Here is a 22,266-nt window from a genome sequence, read left to right as displayed (position 1 = left end):
GTTGATCAACAGACCGTTTCCGTCGAATAACGACAAGAACGAGCTGTTGATCAAGCGCCGGCCAGCCGTGCGACGACCGGCGCGAGTGCCTCGGCGGCCTCCGCCCCGAAGATGAAGTAGCTCAAGCCGAGCTCCTCCCGCCGCCGCTGGATCTCTTCGGCCGCCGAGCCCGGGTCGTCCGGAAGTGCGGCGAGGGAGTCGGCTGCATGCAGCGGGCCAGGGTCCGTGTCGGGCGGCGCCATGAACGGCGCGACGCTCTCGCCGACCACTGGCACATGCATCGCCAGTTCGACGTCCATGGCAGGGCGGAAACCCCGAATCAGCCGCTCGACCTCAGCCCGAGGTTCATCCGGGTACAGCGCGAAGGTGACGGTGTCGGCGAGTTCAGCCGCCATCGCCTGGGCCTTCGGGCCCCGCACGGCCATCGCCACCGGCGTGCGCAGATCGGAGTCGTCGAGGTCGCGCAGGGCGGCGATGGTTTCCTGCACGCGGGCCAGCCGCTCGGCTGGTGACAGATCGGGCAGCCCGAGTTCACGGAGCTCGTCCTCGATACCGGGCCGGCCGGTGCCGATGCCCATCTCCAAGCGGCCTTCGGTGAGCACCGACAACGAGTGCGCTTCCCAGGCGGCGTTCCAAGCCGGACGTAGCGGGCAGGCATACACCCACGTGCCCACTCGCAGGTCGGTGAGTGCGGCCGCGGTCGCCAGCGTCGGGGCCGCGGCCGGCTGCCACCGCGGCACGTCGGGCATCAGCAGCGTCGAGTAACCGGCGTCGGCGATCCGGCGCACTCGATCCCGCCACGTCCGCAGGTCGGTGCTGACCGGGGCGACGACCCCGAAACGGAATGCTCTCGTTCCGCCAGTTGCCGGTGAGGCGCTCATGTCCGGACCTCGCGCAGGTCTCGCACGATCTCGCCGACGGCGTCGATCGACTCGACAGTGATCGGATCGAGGACGAGTTGCAAGTGCGCGGCTCCGGCGCCGGCCATCGCGCGGAGGTGCTCGGCCAGGTCCGACACGAGGACCGGTCGAATCGTCGGGTCCTCGTTGGTCTCGCCCGCCAGCCGGCCCGCGCCGCCGGGCAGGTGGACGAATACCGCTGCGGTCGCCTCAACCTCTCCCGGCGCACGGCCGGCCTCGACGAGTGCGTCCTCGACCCGTGCCCGTACGGCGGCAAAGCCGTCGACGTCGTTTCGGTAGTCGCTCCACCACACGTTCCATGCGTCGACGTGGGGCAGGCCGATGCGCATCATCCGCGGACTCACCGACCCCAGCATCAGGGGAGGGCCGCCGGGCCGTAGCGGCTTCGGGTCCAGGACACAGTCGGCGACGTCGTAGTACACGCCGTGAAAATCGCTCCGGCCGGTGCGCACGAGCTCGCGAATGATCGTGAACGCCTCCTCGAACCGTGCGACGCGCTTGTCGTACGGGAAGCCGTAGGCGGTGTACTCCCGTTGGTTCCACCCCGCCCCGAGGCCGAGGATCAGCCGGCCGCCGGAGATGGCGTCGACCGTGGCGGCGCTCTTGGCCAGCATGGCCGGCGCGTGAAAGCTCGTCGACGCCACGAACGGGCCCAGCTCGACCCGTTCGGTCACGCTGGCCAGCCCGGCGAGGGCGGTCCATACCTCCCACGGCCCCCGCGAGCCGTCCGGCAGGTCGTAGAGCAGGTGGTCACCCAGCCAGATCGAGTCGAAGCCCGCGTTCTCCGCCGCCCTCGCCATGGCCACCATCTCGGGCCACGGCACTGGACGCTCGACCTCGGGTAGTTGGACTCCGACGCGAAGAGACATTCCCCGAACCTAACCGCGAGCGAGGCTGTGCGCGCATCACGCGCCATGGGCCACGAGGTCAGCAAGCCGTAACCGCTACGGCCGCGCAGCGGAACGGGGTGATGGTCAGCTGCGGCGCCGGTAGTGCAGCAAGAGGCATCCACCGGAGCGCTCCGAGGTGAGCAGTTCGAAGCGTTGCAGGCCGGCATCGCCGTCGAAGAGTCGCTTGCCGCGACCGTCGAGGCTGGGCGCGACGACGAGGCGGAGTTCGTCGACGAGCTGCGCCGCGAGCAGCGTCCGCGCCAGCGAGAGGCTGCCGTGGATACCGATGTCGCCGCCGTCCGTGCGCTTCAGGTCGGTCACGAACGGGGCGGCCGCCGCGCGGACCTGGTCGCTAGGCGACCAGGCGACGCCCAGATCCGTGGAGGAGAACACCAGCTTCGGTGTCGTGTTGATGAAGTCCGCAAACGGTTGCATGGTCGATGTCGGCCAATACGGCGCCCATTTGTCGAACGTCCGTCGCCCGAGCAGGACGGTGTCCTGCTTGGCGATGACCTCGTCGAGGAAACCCATGAAACGTTCGTCGGCGTCGCCGAACCACTCGCCCTCGCCCGGGTCGTCGGCGAATCCGTCGAGGGACATCAGTTCGTACAACACGACGTTGCGGCTCATCGGACCCTCAATTCGGTCATCCTTCTTCTGCTCCGGGGCTCCGGGAAGTCGGACGGCCACGGACCTCGGCTTCCATCTGGAACATCCTCTGGATCGCCGCAACATCCGCATAGGCGTCGATGTCACCGCCGACCGATGACGTACGTCATGGGTCGCCCCTTCGCTACTCTTCGACGGCGTGGGCATCGTGGAACACGTGGACGGTGTGGACGCGTTGGTCCGTTCGACGCCTCGGCTCGACCGGCCGGTGGTGGTGGCCGTGGACGGCGTCGCCGGAAGCGGCAAGACGACTTTCGCCGCCCAACTTGCTGCTCGTTACGCCGGGCGTCAACGGACTGCGCACGTCGTGCACATGGACGACTTCCTGCATCCGCGCGCAATTCGCTATCGGCTGGGACGCGATTCGCCCGAGGGTTACTTCCGCGACACCTACGACCTGCACACGTTCATCACGAACGTGATCGAGCCACTGTCTGATGGCGGCGGACGATCGATCCGGTCTCGGGCGTTCGACTATCGGACGGACCGCCCGATCGTGGACAACCCGGTCCTCGTCCGGGCGGGCGATGTCGTCATAGTCGAAGGCATGTTCCTGCTCCGCGACGAGTGGGCGCATCTTTGGGACGTGTCGGTGTTCCTGGACGTTCCGTTCAGCGTCAGCGTCAGCGTTCGCAGGATGGCTGACCGGGACGGTACGAATCCCGATCCGGACGATCCGTCCGTCCGCCGGTATGTCGAGGGCCAGCGGATCTATCTGGGGCGGTGCCAGCTGGCTCAACGAGCGCACCACGTCGTTCGAGTGCCCGGCGTGGCGGCACACGAAAAGATGAGCCGATGACAAGTGATGACGGCTTACGCATCGCGGGGATTTCTCTCGACTGCCCGGACCCAGCAGCATTGATCACGTTCTACGTGGAGCTCCTCGGCGGCGAGCGCCTATGGGAAAAGCCATCCAGCTCCGGCGCACGCATCGACGGGACTGTTCTGGTCGCGCAGCGCGTCGTCCCGTATGCCCGCCCGATCTGGCCGGGCTCGTCGATCGTTCACCTCGATCTGTCGGCGGGTGCCGAGTTGGAGGAACCATCAGCCCGAGCCGTGCGCCTCGGCGCGATCGAGGTTCAGCCCCAGCCCGACAGCCGGTGGCGCGTGTTCCTGGACCCCGCCGGCCACCCGTTCTGCATAACGACGGTGACCGCCGACTGAGACCGTCCACGTCCGAGCCATGCCTTCCCGCCCGATGTGGTTGGAAAACCGGCCGGAAATCAACCACGCCGGGCGGGAAGCACGTTGCACAGGCGTTGGGCCTCAGCGGTCCGCGACCCGATCGGCCATCCACTCTCGCAGCTCGGACGGGAGCTGCCGTGCGCGAAGGGCGAGCGGTAGCAGCGACGGATCGACCAGGATCGCCTCGGACACCATTCGACTTGTGACTGCGTGCTCGGGACGACCGGACACGGTGACGACGTCACCAGCGCCGAGGTCACCTTCGTCGACCACGCGCAGATAGGCCCCGGGACGTGATGCCCGCGCGAACCTCTTGACGAAGCCCGGCTCGCCGATCCGGAGTCCGAGTTTGTAGCAGGGCAGGCGTGGCTGCGCGACCTCGAGCAGGGTCGTACCGACGAGCCAACGTTCACCGATGACGGCGCCGGAGACATCGATGCCCTCGGTCGTGAGGTTCTGCCCGAACGCGGCCTCGCCCAGGCTTCGCCCGAGTTCCTGCTCCCAAAAGAGGACGTCCTCGGCCGCGTAGGCGTAAACCGCCTTGTCCGGACCGCCGTGAACGGAGCGGTCAGCCTGGTCGTCACCGACGATGTTGACCCCTCGCACGTCCACGCGACCGTCGACCGGGTGCTTCCAGATAGCAGTCGCGACGTCGGTCCGTGCACTGTGCACTGTGCGCGGTCGTCCCACATGAACGCTGATCAGTTTTCCGACGGCGGCGTCGAGATCGGTTCCGGCCATGCCGACGCAACGACGCTCGCCGAGCCACCATTCCGCGACGCCCGGCTCGGGCTTGCCCGAGGATGCTCACGCTCTCGTTCAAAGCGCTGCTGGCCGGTCGGCCGGCAGTGACGTCGGCCGCGCAGCTCACAGGCCAATGCGTCGAGCGGCCGCCTCGAACCGAGCAGTGCCGTCCCGGAAGAAGGTGGCCAACTGCTCGGCCGTGGTGAAGTCCGTCATCGACTGGGCGCGACCGAACGGAGCATTCCAGTACGGATCGTCGGGCACCGGGTCCACGCCGACGTAAGCGTACGGTTCGGCGAGGAACCCGTCACCCGGCGAGACGCCATAGTTGGCGTCGCCCACGCGGATACCGACGTCGAAATGCTCGGGCCACAACACCGGGTCCTGGTCGGGGGCGATCATCCGCAGCGCCTCATCGCCCAGGGCGTACGCGGCGACGATGCGGCCCGCCGCCGTCCGATCGAGGTGCAGTTCGTCGTCGATCCCGCAGCCGGATCCTTCGCCGTAGACGCCCGCGGGTTCTCCTGCCGTATGCCCGACAGCGGCCGCGAGGGAGCGCGCGGTCCCGCCGTCGATGGCAACGCGCAGCTCGACACTTACCAGATGATCGCCCTCGACCCGAAGATCGGGCGCGCTGACCGTGCGGAAGCCGCCGGGCGAGACCCGCAGCCTGATGTCCCCGGTCGCCCGGTGCTGGGGCCCGGCGAGAACGAGTTCGGCTACGGCGTGCAGTGATCGACGGGTGCACACGAGGTCGGCATCGGGCATTTCGTGAACGTTACGCAGGCCGGTCATCCGGCGCCGGGGTCGGCAACGTTGACGGCCGGGATTCTTACACGGAACGTTCGGTGAATTCGCGGATCGCTCGAGCCGTGCGTTCGGGTTGCTCCATCAGCGGTGAGTGCCCGCAGTCGGCGAAGATCTCCACCTGCGCTCCGGCCGATTCGTAACGGGCCGCGGACCGGGCGCCGTAGAAGTGATCGCGTTCGCCCAGGATGACAAGCGTGGCCTTGCCGGCGTCGCGGACCTGCGCGTCGAGCGGACGGGCGGCCATCCGATCACGTCGTTCGATCAGGACGACCCGGAACATCGCCACCCGCAGCGCGCGGAAGTCGAGCAGCGCCCGGGTCGCCAGTGTCCGGCTGGCGCGGTCGGGTCGGGCTGCGTTGGCGACGGCGTTGATCGCAAAACCGAGGGCGTGTGCGCCGCGGTGCAGCACGGTGCGCACGCCGGGCACGGTCATCACCACATTTCCGCGCGGCAGGTTCGAGTCCGAGTAGTCGGGTGCCTGCGTGAGGATCACCAGCCGGTCGATCCGATCGGACTTCTCGGCCAGCTCCACGGCCACGTCCGCGCCGAAGGAATGCCCGACCGCCGTCGCGCCGCGGACGTCGAGCTCGGTCAGCACCGCTTCGATCGCCCGCGCCTGAACCGGCGCGTCGGCGGCCGGACCTTCGGTCGATCCGTGGCCGAGCAGATCGACCCGGATCAGCCGGAAGGTGTCGCTGAGCCGTCGCACGACCAGGTCGAACCAGTGCATCGACCCGCTGAAACCGTGCAGAAGAACAAGCGCCTGGCGAGGAGGCCGCCGGGCCGATCTTCCGGCGAGCCCTCGAGCTCGGCATCACCTTCTGGGACACCGCCAACGTGTACGCCTTGGGCACTTCGGAAGAGCTGGTCGGCCGGGCCGTCAGGCCGCGAGGAAGTCGTACTGGCGACGAAGGTGGGGCTTGCCATGCACGACGGTCCCGGCGGTTCGGGGTTGTCCCGCCGGACGATCTGCGATCAGATCGACGGGTCCCTGACGCGCCTGGGCACCGACTACGTCGACCTCTACCAGGTCCATCGCTTCGATCCGAACACTCCGATCGAGGAGACCATGGATGCGTTGAATGGCGTAGTTGAAGCCGGCAAGGCGCGACATAGGGGAGCGTCGTCGATGTGGGGGTGGCAGTTCGCGAAGATGCAGTACGCCGCCGACGCCGGTGGCGGTCGCCGGTTCGTGTCGATGCAGGATCAGTACAGCCTCGTGCAGCGCGAAGAGGAACGCGAGATGTTCGGACTGCTCCGAGACCAGGGCGTCTCGAGCCTGCCGTGGGGGCCCTTAGCTAAAGGAAGCCTGGCCCGACCGTACGGAACCTCGACCGCTCGCTCGAACAACGACCCGGTCGGCCGCCGCGCCGCCGGTGACGCCGATCGTCCCGTCATCGACACCGTCGAACGGATCGCCGGCGAGCAGGGCAGGCCCATGGCCCAGATCTCGCTCGCCTGGGTACTGCACAATCCGGTGGTCGCCGCACCGGTCGTCGGGGCCACCCAGCCCAGCCACCTCGACGACGCCGCAGCAGCAGTGGAAATCGAACTCGAGGCGGCCGAGATCGCCGCGCTCGAGAACCCCTACGCTCCAAGAAATCCCGACGGCTTCTGACGCCACAGGTGAAGGCGCGGAAGGCGCCCCGCGCCGGACGGGTCAACCCGGTGCGGCCCTGATCTTGTCGTAGGGTCGGCGCATGGCGCGCGCCGCGGGCCGCCGGTGCCGAGATCGCTTCAGTGAAGATCCCGACTGGACCACGGTCAGTCGATGCCTTCGACGATGCGGAAGTCGCGCTCGACGGCGTCTGAGAGCGCGACCAGCGCCTCCTGATAGGCCGCACTCTCCCGTGCCGCGACGGCCTGCTCGAAGCTGTCGAACTCGACCAGCACAGTACGTTCGGCGATCCCGGCGTCGTATGGGGCAACCCGACCGCCACGGACGAAGGTCCGACCGCCGCCGGCCTCGACGGCCAGACGGGCCAGTTTGTTGTAGGCAGCCAGCTTCTCAGCGTCTGAAATGATGCGGTAGACGCTGACCCAGTAGCCCTTGGGCATGGAACCTCCAGAGTTCGGATGACTGCATCTGACTTACGAGTTTGTCTCGGACCAGCGTCGCTCTCCGTGTTTCTGCCCATGTCGGTCAGCGCTCGGACTCAGGAATCGTCTTACGTCTCCATAGAGACCGGGACGCTGGTTGGGCATCGGTAGACCCAGAGACGAAGCTGGTAGCGGCTGGTGCACAGCGGCGCGCCGAAGGACGCGCCCGCGCGTGGTGTCGTCAGAACGGATGGCCAGCGACGCCCACCGTCAGGTGCTGTCGCCGGGCCGGCTGCCACCGCGCGCCCCGGTGATGGCCCAAAGCGTGGCTGCAGGCGGCGACGACCCCTCGTCGGCATCAGTCGCCGAGCATCCTGAAGAGTCGTGTGAGGACGCAGCTCGAGGCGCACGAGACTCGGGAGACGCGAGCTCCACTGATCCAGTCAGCGCCGGACATCGACGAATGCCTTGGTCAGCGCTCGCGGTGTTCCGACGCGCAGACCGGGGTGCGCGGCTACTGGCGGCCGGTGAGGCAGCGCCGCCCCGCAGCTGATCAAGCGCACGGTCACGCGGCTGTCATGCGCGAACGCACTAGTCAGCGCGGATCTTTCGAGGATGCAGCGCATCGCAACAAGCAGCCTGATACCGCTGCTCTGCCACAGAAAGCTCCCTCATCGAGGGAGTGTCAAGGATCAACCGAAGTAACTGTCAACCATCAACCGAAACACCGTCGCCCATCAACCGAAGACGAACCGTCGAGCACCAGGCGGAGCAATACACGGGCCTTTGTGGGGCGGGTCGCACTCGAACCGACGACCCAGGGATGATGAGGACTTCCGGGCTCACCCTTGTGCTATCGCCTTACGTGGCAGGCGTTCCGGGCTTCGCCTCGAACCTTCGCGGGCACAATCCCCTGCTGTTGAATCCAACAGGTCATCACCAACCAGATCAGGTACGGGCGCGGCGCCGCTGCCATGCGTTGCCGGCGGTCACCATGCCGCGCGCGACCTTGGGTGCCCGTCGGGCCATGCGGATGGCGGCGCGATCGGTTGCGGTGAGTTTGGGTGGTTGTGCGAGCGTGGCGTCGTCCGGGTGTTTTGCAGAGCTCACTGCATAGAGCTCCCACGCGCCGGGGATTCCCTTCAGGGTGAACTCGCCGCGGGTCTGGTACATCAGGTCGGAGCCCATCGTCAGCTCGCGGACCGTGCGGGAAACGAGCACTTCGCCGGGGCTTGCGTGTCCGGCGATCCGTGCGCCGATGTGCACGGTCAGCCCGGTCACGTCCAGAGCTGCCCGCTCGATCTCACCCGCGTGGACTCCGGCGCGGACTTCGAGGTCGAGATCTGTCATGCCGGCGCAGACGTCGCGCGCAGCGGTGACGGCGCCGCTGGGTTGGTCGAACACGCTGAGCGTTCCGTCGCCGCTGACGTTGACGAGACGCCCGCCGGCCTCTTCGACCGCCAGCCGGACCCGCCGCTCGTAGTGGGCGCGGATGTCTCGGTAGCGGCTGTCGCCGATCCGGCTGAGGAGCTCGGTGGACTCGACGACGTCGGTGAACAGGACCGTGCCGAGGAAGCGGTTCCCGTGATGTGCCGGAGTGGGGACCCGCACCACCTCCAGGATGCGGTCGATCACGACGGCGAACGCCTCGCCCATCGAGGAGCCCGGCGCCGTCTCCGGAAGCACGATGTACTCCGAACCCTCGATGAGGTCAGCCGTCCGTTTCACCGGACCCTCCGGCACGGTGCTGGTCGGCAGCCACAAAACGCGCGTGGGCACGCGGACCCGGCGGTACACGTCGGACAGGTCATGCCTGATCACCCATTCGAACATCGCCATCGCCGCCGACGGCGTCGCAGAGCAACGTTCGAGCATCGCCATCAACCTGCGGTTGTACGGGGTCGCCTGGTGGGCGTCCCAGAGGTCGATGGTGCGGCCCGACCCCCAGTCCGTGAACGCCTCATGCCACTGCCGAACGTAATCCTGCACAATCTTCGGGTCCCACCCGTGTGCCTCGGCGTTGTTGGCGACCGGCCCGGTCGCCCACGGTTGAAGCAGCACGAGGTTGCGCACCCGCTCGGGCCGGGCGGCTGCGAGCCATGCCGCGGCGCCCGCCGTCGAGAACATCGCGAACACGGTGGGGCGCTTCAATCCCGCAGCGTCCATGATCGCGAGCGCGTCATCTGCCTGCTGCTCGACGGACGGTACGTACGGCACCGGCTCGGAGAGCCCGAACCCGCGGCGCTGCGCACCCGCGGCCCTAGTGGACTGAGAGGCTTGATCGAGCAGAGCTGCGAACTCGGGATCCGTCCAGATGAGGTCGAGGTGAGCGTTTATCTCGGCGAGGTACAACATCTCGGAGTCGCCGTGGCCCCACGTGTGATACCCGAGCGTCGCGCCATCGCGCTCGAGATAGTGAGTTTTCGGCTCCTCCACGCCGCGATCGTAGGGCAGCGATGTCCCGCTCGACAGACTTCCCGCGAGGGGCATTGACTCGCCGTGCGTCAAAGCACGACGTCGCGTAGCCAGTCCCGATCACGCCAGCGCGTATCGCGCCCGTACCTCACTCAGCCACCGCTGTACTACAGGAGGGCAAGCGAAGCCGTCGTGTGGACGATCGGGAACTGCCGGAATCGGCCTTGGTGGGCGGGTCGGACTCGAACCGACGGCCAAGGGATTATGAGGACTTCGGGCTCACCGTTGTGCTACCCCTTACGCAGTAGGGGATTCCGCGATCTTGAAGTCCCTCAAACGCAAATATCGCTGTTGGAACGATCTTCACGCCGCTTCTCGCACGTGGTTACGCGTGTGAAGCAACAAGATCGCTGACATCATTGCCAGGTCGGTGCGATGCGCTGGTTGTAGTTGCGGCCGCCGATCCGGCTGATGACGAACAGGACCGGTGCAGGCATTTCGCGGCGTAGGCCGGCCTTGTCGTCGGAGTCTGCACCGTCGGCCAGCCAGGCGAAGAGGGTCCCCGTGTTGCCTTTGTGCGCCCGACGCACGACGCTTTGCGCGCGCTTGATCTGCGGAGACTTGTGGTTGGCAGCCGAGATTGGTTCCAGGTCTCACTCCTCGTGGGCTAGGTGATCGAGAAGCACGTCGGACAGTCGCGTGACGGCTGTTCGCGCGGCGCCAGCGCGATCGTTGATCGGGCTGGACTGGAACGCCGCCATTGACGCGTCGGCCCCCTCGAGCGCGGCAAGCATCTTCTCGTGCTCGCCTTCGAGATCCTCGGACAGCGAGTCAGAGGCGCCCAGCTCGCGAAGGATCGGCCAGAAGATCGTCTCTTCGTCCTCGTGATGGTGCCGGAGTTGATACGCGAAGTTTCGCCAGGCGTAGTGGAGTTGATCCGCGCGAGCCTGGGTGGTGCCGTCGAAGGATTCGAGTGCCTTGTCGAACCGAATGAGGTCGCGGCGAAACGCAGCATGGATGACCGTGTTCAGCGTCTTGTGCTCGGTCATGTCCTTGTCCTTTCGTGAGCTGATCCTCGTCGCAGCGCGTCCCAGCCCGGTGCAGCTGCGGGATAATTGTCGAAACGCTCACCGACGCCCTTGAGCGAGGACGGTGACGTAGCGCCGGTGAGCACGCTGTGCACTGATCGGAAGAAGTCGAAGCGATCGATCCCGGGAGTGATGACCACGAGCAGTTCGCCGTTCTGGCCCGCGCTCGCGGCAAACGCATGCGGCGAGCCGGGCGGGACGACGACGAGATCGCCGGTGGTCGCAGTGATGACATCGTCACCGACCAGCAGGTCCACCATGCCGTCCAGGACGTAGAACATCTCACTCGAACGAACGTGTCGGTGCGGATTAGCCCCGTCCGCTCCGTTCCCGAGCCGGACGCGGTGTGCGCTGAGGGCGCCGCAGGTCGCGGTCGAATCCAGTAGCAGCCGAAGTTCGATCGACGGCGCGATCAGTGTTTCCGCGCTCGCGGCGCGCTTCATCACTCCGCCGGCTTCGATCGATGTCATCGCGCGTCCCGACCGAGCAGGCCGAGCAGCCGAGTGCCGATCGGGGCACCCTCAGGCACGGGCACCTCAGGGCCGAGCTGGCCACTACTACGCATTCCGTCCAACGGGAACGCCGAGTACAGGCTGTAGACGAGCGCGGCGTGGTCCGGATCCATCGGCGCGTCGATGCCAGTCGCCTCGGCGAGATCCCCGGTGTGCACGACGACCTCGCCCAGATTGATCAGCGCCGACGCACGGGCCGGGAACGTGCCATAGAAGTAGGTACGTTCGCCACCCAGGCCGCTAGTGCGCCAGGAGGCCACATTGTCCGCGCCGATCGCCGTCCAGAGCTGTACCAGATTCGCGTCATCATCGACCACGTCCGCCCACTCGTGGACGCTGGGCTCGCCGCGATTGACGGCGCTCATCATCACGGCTTCGCCAAGGGTGTGATTGAGCAGAGCCCGAACGTCCCAACCGGCGCACGGGGTCGGCCGTGTCAGGTGCGCGTCGTCGAGCTTGCCGATCAAGTTCGCGCCCAGTGCCCAGGACTGCTCCAGAGCATCGATGATCTCCACGATCCGACTCCTTTTAGCTTGGAATGGCGTTCCATTTGGTAGGCTGATTCTGTGCAGAACGCTGTTCCAATGTCAAGTGGTGCTGCCGGGAAGCGCGCATACGACCCGCGCCGTCGACGGGAGCGCGCCGAAGCCGAGCGCAGCGAAACCAAGACCCGTGTCCTCGAGGCTGCGGCACGGCTGTTCGTCGAGCAGGGCTATACGAGGACGACGATGGGCGAGATCGCGCGGGCCGCAGGCGTCGCCGTGCAGTCCGTCTACAACGCCGCGGAGGGCAAGGCCGATCTGTTGCACCTTGTTGTCGACCGCGCGGTTGCCGGGGACGGCCGGCCGATCCTCGTGCACGATCGTCCGATCGGGGCCGCGATCGCAGCCGAATCTGATCCGGAACAGCAGGTTCGGATGATCGCCGACGCCATTTGCGAGGTTCAGGAGCGCTCCGCCCCGATCCAGATCGCGTATCGGGAGGCAGCCGCGGTGGATGACGCGATCGCTGCCAGTGTGACCGCAGCGCACCTGCGCAGGCTGGAATCTTTCAACGCGTTCATCCGCATGGTGCCCGCAGACCGACTTCGCCATTCACCGGAGCAGGCCGCCGAGACCATGTGGGCGATCGGCAGCTCCGAAGTATTCCTGCTGATGCGCAACACCCTCGGCTGGGACGCCGCCAAGTTCCGCGCATGGCTCCGCCAGACACTCGTAGACCAACTGCTAACAAGTAACACAGGATCAATCGGCGACGGTCACGCCCTGACGGATTGAACCGCCTGGGCGCGTTTCCTAAGCACCAACTGCTGCGGCGTTGAAGTCAGTAGTGAGGCAACGCCTAGCGATGCGGCGTGCTGCTGAACAATCCCTCGCTGGCCATCCCGTGTGCTAACCGCATGTGTGCGAAGGTCCATGCAGGACCCCCGCAAACACGGGGCTGTGGGGCGGGCGGGACTCGAACCCGCGACCCAGGGATTATGAGTCCCCTGCTCTAACCAGCTGAGCTACCGCCCCCGGTCGCGACAAACCTAACGCAGGAGTCGTGGGCCGAGATCGACACCCGCCGCGAGCAGCACAGCGACCTTCGCCGAATGTCTCAACTGAGGTAGAAGGCGCGGGCATGTGCGGCCAGTCTGTCACCAGCACCGCAACGGGGGATTGCCTGGTAGCGAGCGGCAAGGCGAAATCGCCTGGTTCGCGCAAGGTCATTGCGGCGCGGCAGGAAACCACCCGGGGGGATGGTCTGCGAGATCCCCGCGGCCCGGCGCACAGCCGGGCCCGGGGTATCGCCCGGTCCGTTATTTCGGCGTTCGAGTGGCCGATTCCGCACAGGGTGCCCAGGATCATCCTGTGGCGACGTCATTTCTCGATCGACTCGACGTTGCGGACCGGGATGCACTGCTTGCTCTGCTGCGGCCCCGCGCATTCGTGCGCGGGGACGTCATCTTCCGCTCCGGCGAGGAGGGCTCCCTCTTCGGCATTCTGCTGAGTGGGCGGACGAAGGTGGTCGCTCACGGTCCGAGTGAGCGCTCGATCCTCATCGACCTGCAAGGTCCGGGCGATCTCATTGGCGAACTCTCGGTGCTGACCGGCGAACCTCGGTCAGCCGATGTCATCGCGGTGGAGCCCGTCCGCGTCGGGATCGCCCCAGCCTTGACGCTGCGCCGACTCGCCGAGCGACCGAACGTATCGCTTGCCCTGCTCGCAACGCTGGGAGAGCGGCTCCGAGACGCGAACTCCGGACGCTGGGAGATCGCGACGCTGACGGCGGAGCAGCGAGTTGGCGTTCGCCTTCTCCAACTCGTGGACCGGTACGGACGGACGGACGAGACAGGCACCCGGATCGAGCTGCCGATCAGTCAGGACGAACTGGCGGACTGGACGGGCCTGTCCCGTCCGGCGGTCGCCCGAGTGCTGGCGCAGCTGCGCGGCGAGGGGCTCGTCACCACCGCTCGGCGCAGCCTCAGCGTCCTCGACTCCGACGCCCTGCGGGCGCTCTTCGGGCGCTAAGCGGACCGGCCGCCGCCGATTGGCAGCGTAGTCACCTACATACAGTCGGCCCTGTAGGTACGCTCCAGCCGTGACGTCTGAGCGGGGCGCGCGCCGCACGCAGGACGAGCGCAGCTCCGCGATGCGCGAGCGGCTGCTCGACGCGACGGTCGACTGCCTGGTGGAGTACGGCTACGCCGGCACGACCGTCACGCGGATCGCCGAGCGGGCGGGCGTCACGCGAGGAGCGCAGGTCCACCACTACCGCACGAAGGACGACCTCGTGATGGCCGCGGTCACCCATCTCGCCGGGCAGAGCGCGGAGTTCGGGTGGACCCAGATCGCCGGCATCGCCGATTCGGCCGATCCCGTGGGCGATCTGCTCGACATCCTCTGGGAGATGCACAAGGGACCGACCTTCACCGCGACCGTCGAGCTCTGGGTCGCTGCGCGAACCGACGACGAGCTGCGTCGTCACGTTGCCGCGGTCGAGCCGGTACTGCTCGCCATCCTGCGCGACGAGGCCGATCGCAACGGCGTCGCCAACGTCACCGACGACCCCGCGGCGGCCGCCCTGCTGGAAGCAGTGTTCACCGCGATGGACGCCATCCGCGGCCTGCTCATCTCGGCTTGGCACCTGCCCGTTCGCCAGCGCAACGCGCGGTGGCGCCGGGCCCGCGAACGGCTGCGCGTGATCTTCCCGCCGACGGACGAAGTGCGCACGCTCATCGCCGGCGCGACCATCGGCGCGCCCGGGGGATGACCGGGATGTCCGGCGGGTCAGCGCCCGAGTAAGCCCTTCGCCACGTGCGTCAGCTGCACCTCGTTGCTGCCGGCGTAGATCATCAGGGATTTGGCGTCCCGCGCCAGCTGCTCGACCGGGTACTCCGACATGTACCCGTTGCCGCCGAACAACTGCACCGCGTCCATCGCGACGTCGGTGGCCGCCTGCGACGAGTAAACCTTCATGGCCGACGCCTCGGCGAGGGTCGGTTGCTTGCCGTCCTTGGCCATTTCCAGCGTCTGAAAGACCATGTTCTGCACGTTGACGCGGGCGATCTCCATGTTCGCGAGCTTGAGCTGGACGAGCTGGTAGTCGGCGATCGGCCGGCCGAACTGAACCCGGTCTTTCGCGTACCGCACGCACTGGTCGAGGCACTCCTCGATGATCCCCAGCGCCATTGCCGCCACTCCGGTGCGCTCGGCCACGAACCCCGACTTGGCGCTGTCGCGACCGTCCCCGGCGTCGTGTTCCTCGGTCTCGCCGAGCAGCCGGTCGCGGCCGAGCCGGACCTCATCGAAGAACAGCTCACCGGTCGGCGAGGAGTGGAAGCCCATCTTGCGAAACGGCTTGCCCTGCGTGAATCCGGGCAGTCCCGCGTCGAGGACGAAGGTGAGGATCTTGCGATCGCGCGCGGGCGTCACCCCGTCGTCGAGCTTGGCGTACACCACCGTCACGTCGGCGTACGGACCGTTGGTGATGAAGGTCTTCTGCCCGTTCAGGACGTAGTCGTCGCCGTCGCGGCGCGCCGTGGTCTTCATGCTGCCGAACGCGTCGGATCCCGAGTCGGGCTCGGTGAGGGCCCAGGCGCCGATCTTCTCGAGCGTGACGAGGCCCGGCAGCCAGCGCTCCTTCTGCGCCAGCGTGCCCCTGGACATGATGGTGGACGCACCGAGGCCGAGGCTGACGCCGAAAGCGCCGACGAAGCCGGGGGAGACGCGGCACAGTTCCTTGATCAGGATCACGCCCATGCCGGCCTGGCCGCCGAGCGCACCGCCCATGCCGCCGCGGGGCCGGGCACTGTCGTCGGTCTCTGCGGCTCGTTCCTTGGCCAGGAGCTTCGCGATCGAGTCGGCCGCCATCACGTCGATGCCGAACGTCTTCCAGAGCTTGCGCAGGATCTCGTACGGCGGCAGGTCGCCGAACTCGAGCTCCTCCCGGTGCGGGCGGACCTCGGCGTCCACGAACTGACGCAAGGCGTCCTGGATCGCCCGCTCCATCTCCGACCACTCGTACACGGCGTCAGCTCCAATCGGCGGTGCGCTCGGCGATCTCGTCAATCGTCCACGGTCCATTGGTCTCGGTCGTCCGGGTCATGTGCCAGCCGCTGAGCTCCTGGATCGACCCGCCCTGCACGCCGAACACCTTGCCGTTGTGCGGGCACTTCTCGGTGGCCAGGTAGGCGACGAGCGGGGAGATGTTCGCCGGGTTGAACGCGTCGAACTCCCCTTCGGCGACCGGCTGGGCGAAGATGGCGCCCATACCTGGGGTGGCCAGGGTCAGCCGGGTGCGGGCAATGGGCGCGATGCAGTTGGCCCGGACTCCGTAGCGCTCGAGTTCCTGGGCCGCGACCAGGGTCAGGGCCGCAATGCCCGCCTTGGCGGCGCCGTAGTTCGCCTGGCCTGCATTGGGCAGGAAGGTGCCCGACGCCGACGCGGTATTGACGATCGCGCCCGCCACCTGCTCGCCGGCCTTGGAGCGGTCCTTCCAGTAGGCGGCGGCGTGACGCATCACGGCGAAGTGGCCCTTGAGGTGCACAGCGATGACGTCGTCCCATTGCTTCTCGTCCAGCCCGGCGATGAAGCCGTCGCGCAGGATGCCGGCGTTGTTGACGACGACGTCCAGCCGCCCGAACGCGTCGACGGCTTGCCGTACGAGGCCTTCGGCGCCGTCCCAGGTCGCGACGTTGTCGGTGTTGGCGACCGCCTGGCCGCCGGCCGCGACGATCTCGTCGACGACCTGCTGCGCCGGCCCGGCATCGGCACCGCTGCCGTCGTTCGCTCCGCCGAGGTCGTTGACGACGACGTTCGCGCCCTCACGGGCGAACAGCAACGCGTGCTCGCGCCCGATGCCCCGCCCCGCGCCGGTGATGACCGCGACCCGTCCGTCCAATGCACCCATCTTAATTTCCGCCTTCCTCGGCCACTTCGGCGAGACCGTCCTTCACGACTACCGTGTCGCCGACCGTCGTCTCGAAGGCGTAGCGGGCCACGCCGTCGGCCGCGCCGGCCCGCCAGATGCTGGTCGTCAGGTCCTGGCCGGGCAGCACCGGCTTGGCAAAGCGCACGGCATGCCGCTTCAGCCGTCCGGTGTCCCCGTCGGCGACCGCGGTCAGCACCGCCCATGACGTGAACGCCTGCGTGCACAGACCGTGCGCGATGATGCCCGGCAGCCCGACTCCGCGCGCCACGTCGTCGTCGAGGTGGATGGGCATCGGGTCACCGGACGCCGGCGAGTAGCGGAACGTCTGGTCGTCGTCGACGTGCTGGGTGATGACTGCGACGGGCTCCGTGCCGCGCAATGACTCGTCGAACTTGTGCGCCGGCGCCAGCTCACCCACCGTCTGGCCGACGTCGATGCCGCGGAAGAACGCGGTCATGTACTGCTCGTTGACCAGCTCGCCGCCCGCGTCGCGGCACTCGAGCAGGAAGGCAGCCGAGGTGCCGTTCGGCGCGCCGGAGTAGCCGATCGGCTTGGCCCGCGTGGTGATGACGTCGCCGGGGCGAATCGGACGGGCGAAGGTGAAGTCCTGCTCGCCGTGGACGACCCGCATGGCGACCTCGGGCGGCGCCACCCGGAACGCAACCTGCATGATCGACATGAAGGACGGGACGATCGCGAAGATCGGCGACGCCACGTCGCCGGCGAGGTGAGCTGCGATCGGGTCGTTCGTGGCTCGGGCGTACTGCGCGATCCGCTCGCGGGTCACCTCGAACGTGTCCGCCTCGCCCCATACGCCGATCGAGCTCGCGTCGAAGGCGACGGTCCCTGCCGTCATGAGACCAGATCGGCCAGTTTGGCCATCGATTCGTCCAGCTCCTGCCGGCCCGCCTTCTCGACCGCCTGGCCGATGGCGCCCACGATCATCTGTCCCTCGAACTCGGCGGTGATCGACATGGCCGTTCCGCTGCCCTGGGGCTCGACGTCGAGCGTGATCGCGACCTTGACGCCGGCCATCCCGGTTCCGGTGAGCCGAACCGCACGCGGCGGCTCGTACTCCTCGACCGTCCAGGTGATCGTGTTCGGCATGTTCAGCAGGCTGACGACGGCGGTCACCTGCGCGCCCTGGCTGAATTCGGTCGGGACGTCGCCCTTCCACGACTTGTGCATGTTCAGCCAGTCGCCGAACCGCGACGGGTCGGCGACGACGGCCCAGACCTTCTCGGGGGCTGCGGCGAATTCGACGGTCTTCTCGATCTTGCCCATCTGGACGTCTCCTCAGCGATCGGTCGGTCAGCGATTGGCGGGTTTGTCGTGGGGTCCCCGGGAAATCTTGCTCTTTCCAGCGATTTCACGGGGTGCGTCGGTAGGCGGTGACGACAACGGCGCCGCCCAGACCGATGTTGTGCTGCAAGCCGACTCGCGCACCCGCGACCTGCCGCTTGTCCGCGGTGCCCCGCAGCTGCCAGGTGAGCTCGGCGCACTGGGCCAGCCCGGTTGCCCCGAGCGGGTGGCCCTTCGAGATCAGCCCGCCCGACGGGTTCACCACCCAGCGCCCGCCGTAGGTGGTGTCCTCATTGTCGATCAGTTTCGCGCCTTCGCCCTCGCCGCACAGGCCGAGCGCTTCGTAGGTCAGCAGCTCGTTGGTCGAGAAACAGTCGTGCAGCTCGATGACATCCACGTCGTCGGCCGTGATGCCGGCTTGGGCGTAGACCTTGTCGGCCGCGGCGCGGCTCATGTGCTTGCCGACCAGCCCGGCCGCTGTCCCGTCGAACGTGTCGTGCAGGTCGGTGACCATGGCCTGGCCGACGATCTCGACGGCCCGGCCGCCCAGCTCGTGCTCGTCGACGAACCGCTCGCTCGCGAGAATCGCCGCGCCCGAGCCGTCGCTGGTCGGTGAGCACTGCAACTTGGTCAGCGGGTCGTAGATGGTCGGCGAGTTCGCGATGTCCTCGAGCGTGTACTCGGTTTGGAATTGGGCGTAGGGATTGTTCACCGAGTGCTTGTGGTTCTTGTAGCCGATCTTCGCGAAGTGCTCGCGGGTGCTGCCGTACCTGTCCATGTGCTCCCGACCGGCCGCGCCGAACATGTACGGAGCCGGTGGCATGGCGAACTCGTAGAGCTCGGCGAGTGCGAGCAGGTGCTTCATCATCGGTTGTTCGCGGTCGTCGTACGAGCTGGTCAGCGAGCCGGGCTGCATCTTTTCGAACCCGAGGGCGAGGGTGCAGTCTGCCAGCCCGCCGCGTATCGCCTGCGCGGCGAGGTACAGCGCGGTGGAGCCGGTGGAGCAGTTGTTGTTGACGTTGACGACAGGCAGTCCGGTCATGCCGAGCTCGTAGACGGCGCGCTGGCCCGCCGTCGACTCGCCGTAGACGTAGCCGACGTAGGCCTGGTCGATCGCCTCGTAGCTGAGGTTCGCGTCGTCGAGCGCCTTGGTGCCCGACTCCTTCGCCATCTGCGGGTAGTCCCAGCCCTCGCGGCGGCCCGGTTTCTCGAACTTCGTCATGCCGACGCCGACGACGTACACCTTCTCCACCCGGGACCTCCTCACATACATGCACGCGTGTACGTAAGTTGTAGCAGGTCGGGTCGCCGCTGAACAGGGCACGCGCCGCGACGAAAGGGCTCGCCGCGGGTAAGACAGCGCCGTGGCTTCAGCGCAGCTCTCCGACCCGGCCGCCCCGGCTCAGTTGATCGCGACCCTGTACGACGACCCCGAGCAGTGCGCACGACTGGCCAAGCTGCGCTATGTCAGCACCGAGCAGCCCGGATTCACGCGGGTCCGGCGTGGACGCGGATTCACCTATCGCGACGCCGACGGCGTCACGGTCGCCGATGCGACGATCCGCGACCGGATAGCGAAGCTCGCCATCCCGCCGGCCTGGCGCAACGTGTGGATCTGCTCGTGGGAGGACGGCCACCTGCTCGCCGTCGGTGAGGACGACAAGGGCCGCAAGCAGTACATCTATCACGAGCGGTGGCGCTCGATGCGCGACCAGTTGAACTTCTACCGGCTGATCGGCTTCGGCGACGCGCTGCCGACCGTCCGGGCCGACGTCGACACGCAACTGCGCCGACGGACGCTCGACCGGGACCGGGTGCTGGCCGCGATGCTGCGCATAATCGACGCCGCAGGGCTGCGCGTGGGCAACGAGGTGTACGCCGAGGAGAACGACAGCTACGGGCTGAGCACACTGACCAAGCGGCACGTCCGCGTCCAGGGTTCCACGATGCACTTCCGGTTCCCCGCGAAATCGGGAAAGACGGCCGAGGTGTCGGTGAAGGACCCGGGGGTGGCCCGGGTGCTCAAGTTACTGCTCGGGCAGCGGGGCCGATGGCTGTTCAGCGTCGACGGCGCCCGGATCGGCTCGGACGAGATCAACGCGCGATTGGCCGAGCTGACCGGCGCACATCTCACCGCGAAGGACTTCCGCACCTGGCACGGCACGACGACGGCGTTCCGCCACCTGCGCGCCAATCTGCCGGCCGGGGACGACGCCGAGACGCACGTGCTGGCGGCGGTCGATGCCGCGTCCATCGCGCTTGGCAATACCCGCACCGTCGCTCGCGCGCACTATGTCCACCCCGACGTGATCGACGGCTACACCTCCGGCGAGCTCGAGCGATTCCTCGACGGGCGGCGGGCGAAGGGTGTGCCGTTGCTGACCGACGACGAGCAGTTGCTGCTCGGCTTTCTCGCGGACACGCTCGAGCGGCGGGCCGGAGAGTTGAACCTCGCCGTCTGACCGGGGCGCGCGTTCCGGGGATCGCCGATGGAATGCTGGTGCCATGACGAGTGTCAAGGTGATCGAGGGGCCGCCGCTGCCACCGTCGCCGGCCCGGGTGAAGGACTCCGATTCGCCGCCGGTGCGGGTCGGCGTCGTCCAGCACGCCTGGTCACCTTCGGGCCTCGTCGAGTGGCTGGACGCCGCGATCGACGCGGCGGCCGCGCGAGGCGCGCGGATCGTGTTCCTGCCCGAGGTGACGCTGTCGCGTTACCCGGCCGATACCGTGCCGACCGGGGTGGCGAGTGACCAGGCCGAGGACCTGGAGACCGGACCGACCATCGCCTTCGCACGGGCCGCCGCAGCGCGCAACGGCATCTACGTGCACGCGTCGCTCTACCGCCGAGGGGACGACGTCGACGGGGCTCCCGACGGGCTCGGGCTGAACACTGCCGTCATCGTCGACCCGTCCGGCGACATCGTGGCAACGACCAACAAGCTCCACATCCCGGTGACCGCCGGCTATTACGAGGACAAGTACTTCCGGGCCGGACCGGCCGGCCCCGACGATCCGTACCGGGTCTACGTGCTGGACGATCTCGGGGATGTTCGCGTCGGTCTGCCGACCTGCTGGGACGAGTGGTTCCCCGAAGTCGCCCGCGCCTACAGCCTGGGCGGCGCGAACATCGTCGTCTATCCGACGGCCATCGGTTCCGAGCCAGACCATCCGGACTTCGACACCCAACCGCTGTGGCAGCAGGTGATCATCGGCAACGGCATCGCCAATGGGCTGTTCATGGTCGTCCCCAACCGCACCGGCACCGAGACGAAGCCGGACGGCACGCCGGGCAACACGTTCTACGGATCGTCGTTCGTCTCCGACCCGTACGGACGGGTGCTCGCGCAGGCGCCGCGCGATGAGCCGTGCGTCCTCCTCGCCGATCTGGACCTGGCGCAGCGGCAGGACTGGCTCGACCTCTTCCCCTTCCTGCGCACCCGCCGGCCGGACACCTACGCGGCGCTGACCCGGCCCGTCGATCCCGAGCACCCGTACGGCGCGCGGTGAGCGATCCCGGCTGGCTCATGCCCCACGAGGGCGACCCGCACGAACGGCTGTGGTTGTCGTGGCCCAGCCGCGGCTACACCCTCGGCGACACGGCCGAGGACGCCGAGGTCGCGCGTCGCACTTGGGCCGCGGTCGCCAACGCGGCGGCGCGGTTCGAACCGGTGACAGTGGTTGTGGCTCCTCGTGACGTCGAGACGGCACCGCGCTATCTCGACCCGTCGATCGAGCTGCGGGTCCGCGAGATCGACGACGCGTGGATCCGTGATGCCGGCCCGACCTTCGTGCGCGGGGCGGACGGGCGTCTCGGCGCCGTCACCTGGGTGTTCAACGGATGGGGCCGCCAGCAGTGGGCCAGCTGGGACAACGACAGCTCGCTCGGCCCGGCCGTGGCCGAGTGGGCCGGGGCCGAGCGCATCGACTCCCAGCTGGTCAACGAGGGAGGCGGCATCCACGTCGACGGGCTGGGGACGGTGCTGGTGACCGAAACCGTGCAGCGTGACCCCGACCGCAATCCCGGGCTGTCCCGAGCACAGATCGAGCAGGAGCTCGCCCGCACGATCGGTGCTCGCACCGTCATCTGGCTGCCCCGCGGGCTCACCCGCGACTCCGACGAGTTCGGCACGCGCGGGCACGTCGACATCGTGGCCACCATCCCGAGCCCCGGACGGCTGCTCCTGCATGATCAGCGCAACGACGCGCACCCGGACCGCGCCGTCATGGCCGGCATCCGCCGCGAGCTCGTCGAGGCGCTCGACGTCCGCGGCGAGGC

Annotated in this window: 25 protein-coding genes, 1 tRNA gene and 1 pseudogene; 9 read left to right on the top strand and 18 right to left on the bottom strand. The window is 67.9% G+C overall.

What is annotated here, in order from left to right; translation table 11 throughout:
- Window positions 1-50 precede the first annotated feature (50 nt).
- The 3 genes from ABR571_RS05705 to ABR571_RS05695 all read right to left on the bottom strand — a co-directional run bounded on the left by ABR571_RS05705 (window position 51) and on the right by ABR571_RS05695 (window position 2,440).
- Window positions 51-881: an LLM class flavin-dependent oxidoreductase gene (locus tag ABR571_RS05705; RefSeq protein WP_409452221.1), complete on the bottom strand. Its 831-nt coding sequence runs from the start codon at window positions 879-881 to the stop codon at window positions 51-53.
- Window positions 878-1,789: an LLM class flavin-dependent oxidoreductase gene (locus ABR571_RS05700; protein WP_409452220.1), complete on the bottom strand. Its 912-nt coding sequence runs from the start codon at window positions 1,787-1,789 to the stop codon at window positions 878-880. Before ABR571_RS05700 ends, ABR571_RS05705 begins: the two co-directional genes overlap by 4 nt.
- A 105-nt stretch (window positions 1,790-1,894) precedes the next feature.
- A complete protein-coding gene (locus ABR571_RS05695; protein ID WP_409452219.1) occupies window positions 1,895-2,440 on the bottom strand; it encodes a dihydrofolate reductase family protein in 546 nt (181 codons plus the stop codon).
- 178 nt (window positions 2,441-2,618) lie between these two features.
- Between ABR571_RS05695 and ABR571_RS05690 the strand changes: the two genes are divergently transcribed.
- Both ABR571_RS05690 and ABR571_RS05685 read left to right on the top strand, forming a co-directional pair.
- The gene (locus tag ABR571_RS05690; RefSeq protein ID WP_409452218.1) at window positions 2,619-3,278 is read left to right on the top strand and encodes a uridine kinase; all 660 of its coding nucleotides are present in this window, start codon (window positions 2,619-2,621) and stop codon (window positions 3,276-3,278) included.
- Complete coding sequence (locus ABR571_RS05685) at window positions 3,275-3,643, top strand: VOC family protein (RefSeq protein WP_409452217.1); 369 nt, start codon at window positions 3,275-3,277, stop codon at window positions 3,641-3,643. The genes ABR571_RS05690 and ABR571_RS05685 overlap by 4 nt, the downstream gene beginning before the upstream one ends.
- A 102-nt stretch (window positions 3,644-3,745) precedes the next feature.
- On the opposite strand, the gene ABR571_RS05680 is transcribed toward ABR571_RS05685, so the two are convergent.
- The 3 genes from ABR571_RS05680 to ABR571_RS05670 form a co-directional block, all read right to left on the bottom strand.
- Window positions 3,746-4,270 (bottom strand): MOSC domain-containing protein, encoded by a 525-nt coding sequence (locus tag ABR571_RS05680; RefSeq protein WP_409452216.1) that lies wholly within the window; start codon window positions 4,268-4,270, stop codon window positions 3,746-3,748.
- 261 nt (window positions 4,271-4,531) lie between these two features.
- The gene (locus ABR571_RS05675; RefSeq protein WP_409452215.1) at window positions 4,532-5,176 is read right to left on the bottom strand and encodes a hypothetical protein; all 645 of its coding nucleotides are present in this window, start codon (window positions 5,174-5,176) and stop codon (window positions 4,532-4,534) included.
- Between the two features lie 64 nt (window positions 5,177-5,240).
- Window positions 5,241-5,948 (bottom strand): alpha/beta fold hydrolase, encoded by a 708-nt coding sequence (locus ABR571_RS05670; RefSeq protein WP_409452214.1) that lies wholly within the window; start codon window positions 5,946-5,948, stop codon window positions 5,241-5,243.
- A 38-nt stretch (window positions 5,949-5,986) separates the two neighbouring features.
- On the opposite strand from ABR571_RS05670, the pseudogene ABR571_RS05665 reads away from it, so the two are divergent.
- Window positions 5,987-6,836, top strand: a pseudogene (locus ABR571_RS05665) (aldo/keto reductase); the annotation flags it as partial.
- 146 nt (window positions 6,837-6,982) lie between these two features.
- Here ABR571_RS05665 and ABR571_RS05660 read toward each other — a convergent pair.
- The 6 genes from ABR571_RS05660 to ABR571_RS05635 form a co-directional block, all read right to left on the bottom strand.
- Entirely contained in the window at window positions 6,983-7,276 is a 294-nt protein-coding gene (locus ABR571_RS05660) for a DUF1330 domain-containing protein (RefSeq protein ID WP_409452213.1), read from the bottom strand.
- 930 nt (window positions 7,277-8,206) lie between these two features.
- Entirely contained in the window at window positions 8,207-9,694 is a 1,488-nt protein-coding gene (locus tag ABR571_RS05655; RefSeq protein ID WP_409452212.1) for an adenylate/guanylate cyclase domain-containing protein, read from the bottom strand.
- Window positions 9,695-10,089: 395 nt separating this feature from the next.
- On the bottom strand, window positions 10,090-10,263 hold the full coding sequence (locus ABR571_RS05650; RefSeq protein ID WP_409452211.1) for a hypothetical protein: 174 nt from the start codon (window positions 10,261-10,263) through the stop codon (window positions 10,090-10,092).
- Between the two features lie 63 nt (window positions 10,264-10,326).
- Window positions 10,327-10,722: a hemerythrin domain-containing protein gene (locus ABR571_RS05645; RefSeq protein WP_409452210.1), complete on the bottom strand. Its 396-nt coding sequence runs from the start codon at window positions 10,720-10,722 to the stop codon at window positions 10,327-10,329.
- Window positions 10,719-11,231, bottom strand: a complete 513-nt coding sequence (locus ABR571_RS05640; protein ID WP_409452209.1) for a cupin domain-containing protein — start codon at window positions 11,229-11,231, stop codon at window positions 10,719-10,721. Before ABR571_RS05640 ends, ABR571_RS05645 begins: the two co-directional genes overlap by 4 nt.
- Window positions 11,228-11,788: a TIGR03086 family metal-binding protein gene (locus ABR571_RS05635; protein WP_409452208.1), complete on the bottom strand. Its 561-nt coding sequence runs from the start codon at window positions 11,786-11,788 to the stop codon at window positions 11,228-11,230. The genes ABR571_RS05640 and ABR571_RS05635 overlap by 4 nt, the downstream gene beginning before the upstream one ends.
- Before the next feature lie 51 nt (window positions 11,789-11,839).
- Between ABR571_RS05635 and ABR571_RS05630 the strand changes: the two genes are divergently transcribed.
- The gene (locus ABR571_RS05630) at window positions 11,840-12,550 is read left to right on the top strand and encodes a TetR/AcrR family transcriptional regulator (RefSeq protein ID WP_409452207.1); all 711 of its coding nucleotides are present in this window, start codon (window positions 11,840-11,842) and stop codon (window positions 12,548-12,550) included.
- 166 nt (window positions 12,551-12,716) lie between these two features.
- Here ABR571_RS05630 and ABR571_RS05625 read toward each other — a convergent pair.
- Window positions 12,717-12,790, bottom strand: a tRNA-Ile gene (locus ABR571_RS05625).
- A gap of 336 nt (window positions 12,791-13,126) precedes the next feature.
- Here ABR571_RS05625 and ABR571_RS05620 point away from each other — a divergent pair.
- Together ABR571_RS05620 and ABR571_RS05615 are read left to right on the top strand one after the other, a co-directional pair.
- A complete protein-coding gene (locus ABR571_RS05620; RefSeq protein ID WP_409452206.1) occupies window positions 13,127-13,786 on the top strand; it encodes a Crp/Fnr family transcriptional regulator in 660 nt (219 codons plus the stop codon).
- Between the two features lie 70 nt (window positions 13,787-13,856).
- On the top strand, window positions 13,857-14,528 hold the full coding sequence (locus ABR571_RS05615) for a TetR/AcrR family transcriptional regulator (protein ID WP_409452205.1): 672 nt from the start codon (window positions 13,857-13,859) through the stop codon (window positions 14,526-14,528).
- A 17-nt stretch (window positions 14,529-14,545) separates the two neighbouring features.
- On the opposite strand, the gene ABR571_RS05610 is transcribed toward ABR571_RS05615, so the two are convergent.
- The 5 genes from ABR571_RS05610 to ABR571_RS05590 form a co-directional block, all read right to left on the bottom strand.
- Window positions 14,546-15,784, bottom strand: a complete 1,239-nt coding sequence (locus ABR571_RS05610) for an acyl-CoA dehydrogenase family protein (RefSeq protein WP_409452204.1) — start codon at window positions 15,782-15,784, stop codon at window positions 14,546-14,548.
- 4 nt (window positions 15,785-15,788) lie between these two features.
- On the bottom strand, window positions 15,789-16,667 hold the full coding sequence (locus tag ABR571_RS05605) for an SDR family oxidoreductase (RefSeq protein WP_409452203.1): 879 nt from the start codon (window positions 16,665-16,667) through the stop codon (window positions 15,789-15,791).
- Window position 16,668: 1 nt separating this feature from the next.
- Window positions 16,669-17,544: a MaoC/PaaZ C-terminal domain-containing protein gene (locus ABR571_RS05600; protein ID WP_409452202.1), complete on the bottom strand. Its 876-nt coding sequence runs from the start codon at window positions 17,542-17,544 to the stop codon at window positions 16,669-16,671.
- Window positions 17,541-17,972 (bottom strand): SRPBCC family protein, encoded by a 432-nt coding sequence (locus ABR571_RS05595; RefSeq protein WP_409452201.1) that lies wholly within the window; start codon window positions 17,970-17,972, stop codon window positions 17,541-17,543. Before ABR571_RS05595 ends, ABR571_RS05600 begins: the two co-directional genes overlap by 4 nt.
- An 85-nt stretch (window positions 17,973-18,057) precedes the next feature.
- On the bottom strand, window positions 18,058-19,242 hold the full coding sequence (locus ABR571_RS05590; protein WP_409452200.1) for a lipid-transfer protein: 1,185 nt from the start codon (window positions 19,240-19,242) through the stop codon (window positions 18,058-18,060).
- Between the two features lie 112 nt (window positions 19,243-19,354).
- On the opposite strand from ABR571_RS05590, the gene ABR571_RS05585 reads away from it, so the two are divergent.
- From ABR571_RS05585 to ABR571_RS05575, 3 genes are all read left to right on the top strand, one after another.
- The gene (locus ABR571_RS05585) at window positions 19,355-20,452 is read left to right on the top strand and encodes a DNA topoisomerase IB (protein WP_409452199.1); all 1,098 of its coding nucleotides are present in this window, start codon (window positions 19,355-19,357) and stop codon (window positions 20,450-20,452) included.
- A gap of 43 nt (window positions 20,453-20,495) precedes the next feature.
- Entirely contained in the window at window positions 20,496-21,497 is a 1,002-nt protein-coding gene (locus ABR571_RS05580; protein ID WP_409452198.1) for a nitrilase-related carbon-nitrogen hydrolase, read from the top strand.
- A 17-nt stretch (window positions 21,498-21,514) separates the two neighbouring features.
- The coding region (locus ABR571_RS05575; protein ID WP_409452230.1) for an agmatine/peptidylarginine deiminase at window positions 21,515-22,266 on the top strand (752 nt) is incomplete at its 3' end.

The organism is Jatrophihabitans sp. (assembly GCF_046262535.1).
In the GTDB taxonomy this organism is placed as follows: Bacteria; Actinomycetota; Actinomycetes; order Mycobacteriales; family Jatrophihabitantaceae; genus Jatrophihabitans.
The sequence above is the reverse complement of the archived record's forward strand: the minus strand, read 5'-3'. Positions and strand labels throughout refer to the sequence as shown.

What these genes read in the sequence shown, in the direction of transcription:
- ABR571_RS05705 (WP_409452221.1), bottom strand. Translation starts at nt 881, where the DNA reads ATGAGCGCCTCACCGGCAACTGGCGGAACGAGAGCATTCCGTTTCGGG.
- ABR571_RS05700 (WP_409452220.1), bottom strand. Translation starts at nt 1,789, where the DNA reads ATGTCTCTTCGCGTCGGAGTCCAACTACCCGAGGTCGAGCGTCCAGTG.
- ABR571_RS05695 (WP_409452219.1), bottom strand. Translation starts at nt 2,440, where the DNA reads ATGAGCCGCAACGTCGTGTTGTACGAACTGATGTCCCTCGACGGATTC.
- ABR571_RS05685 (WP_409452217.1), top strand. Translation starts at nt 3,275, where the DNA reads ATGACAAGTGATGACGGCTTACGCATCGCGGGGATTTCTCTCGACTGC.
- ABR571_RS05675 (WP_409452215.1), bottom strand. Translation starts at nt 5,176, where the DNA reads ATGCCCGATGCCGACCTCGTGTGCACCCGTCGATCACTGCACGCCGTA.
- ABR571_RS05670 (WP_409452214.1), bottom strand. Translation starts at nt 5,948, where the DNA reads ATGCACTGGTTCGACCTGGTCGTGCGACGGCTCAGCGACACCTTCCGG.
- ABR571_RS05660 (WP_409452213.1), bottom strand. Translation starts at nt 7,276, where the DNA reads ATGCCCAAGGGCTACTGGGTCAGCGTCTACCGCATCATTTCAGACGCT.
- ABR571_RS05645 (WP_409452210.1), bottom strand. Translation starts at nt 10,722, where the DNA reads ATGACCGAGCACAAGACGCTGAACACGGTCATCCATGCTGCGTTTCGC.
- ABR571_RS05640 (WP_409452209.1), bottom strand. Translation starts at nt 11,231, where the DNA reads ATGACATCGATCGAAGCCGGCGGAGTGATGAAGCGCGCCGCGAGCGCG.
- ABR571_RS05605 (WP_409452203.1), bottom strand. Translation starts at nt 16,667, where the DNA reads ATGGGTGCATTGGACGGACGGGTCGCGGTCATCACCGGCGCGGGGCGG.
- ABR571_RS05600 (WP_409452202.1), bottom strand. Translation starts at nt 17,544, where the DNA reads ATGACGGCAGGGACCGTCGCCTTCGACGCGAGCTCGATCGGCGTATGG.
- ABR571_RS05595 (WP_409452201.1), bottom strand. Translation starts at nt 17,972, where the DNA reads ATGGGCAAGATCGAGAAGACCGTCGAATTCGCCGCAGCCCCCGAGAAG.
- ABR571_RS05580 (WP_409452198.1), top strand. Translation starts at nt 20,496, where the DNA reads ATGACGAGTGTCAAGGTGATCGAGGGGCCGCCGCTGCCACCGTCGCCG.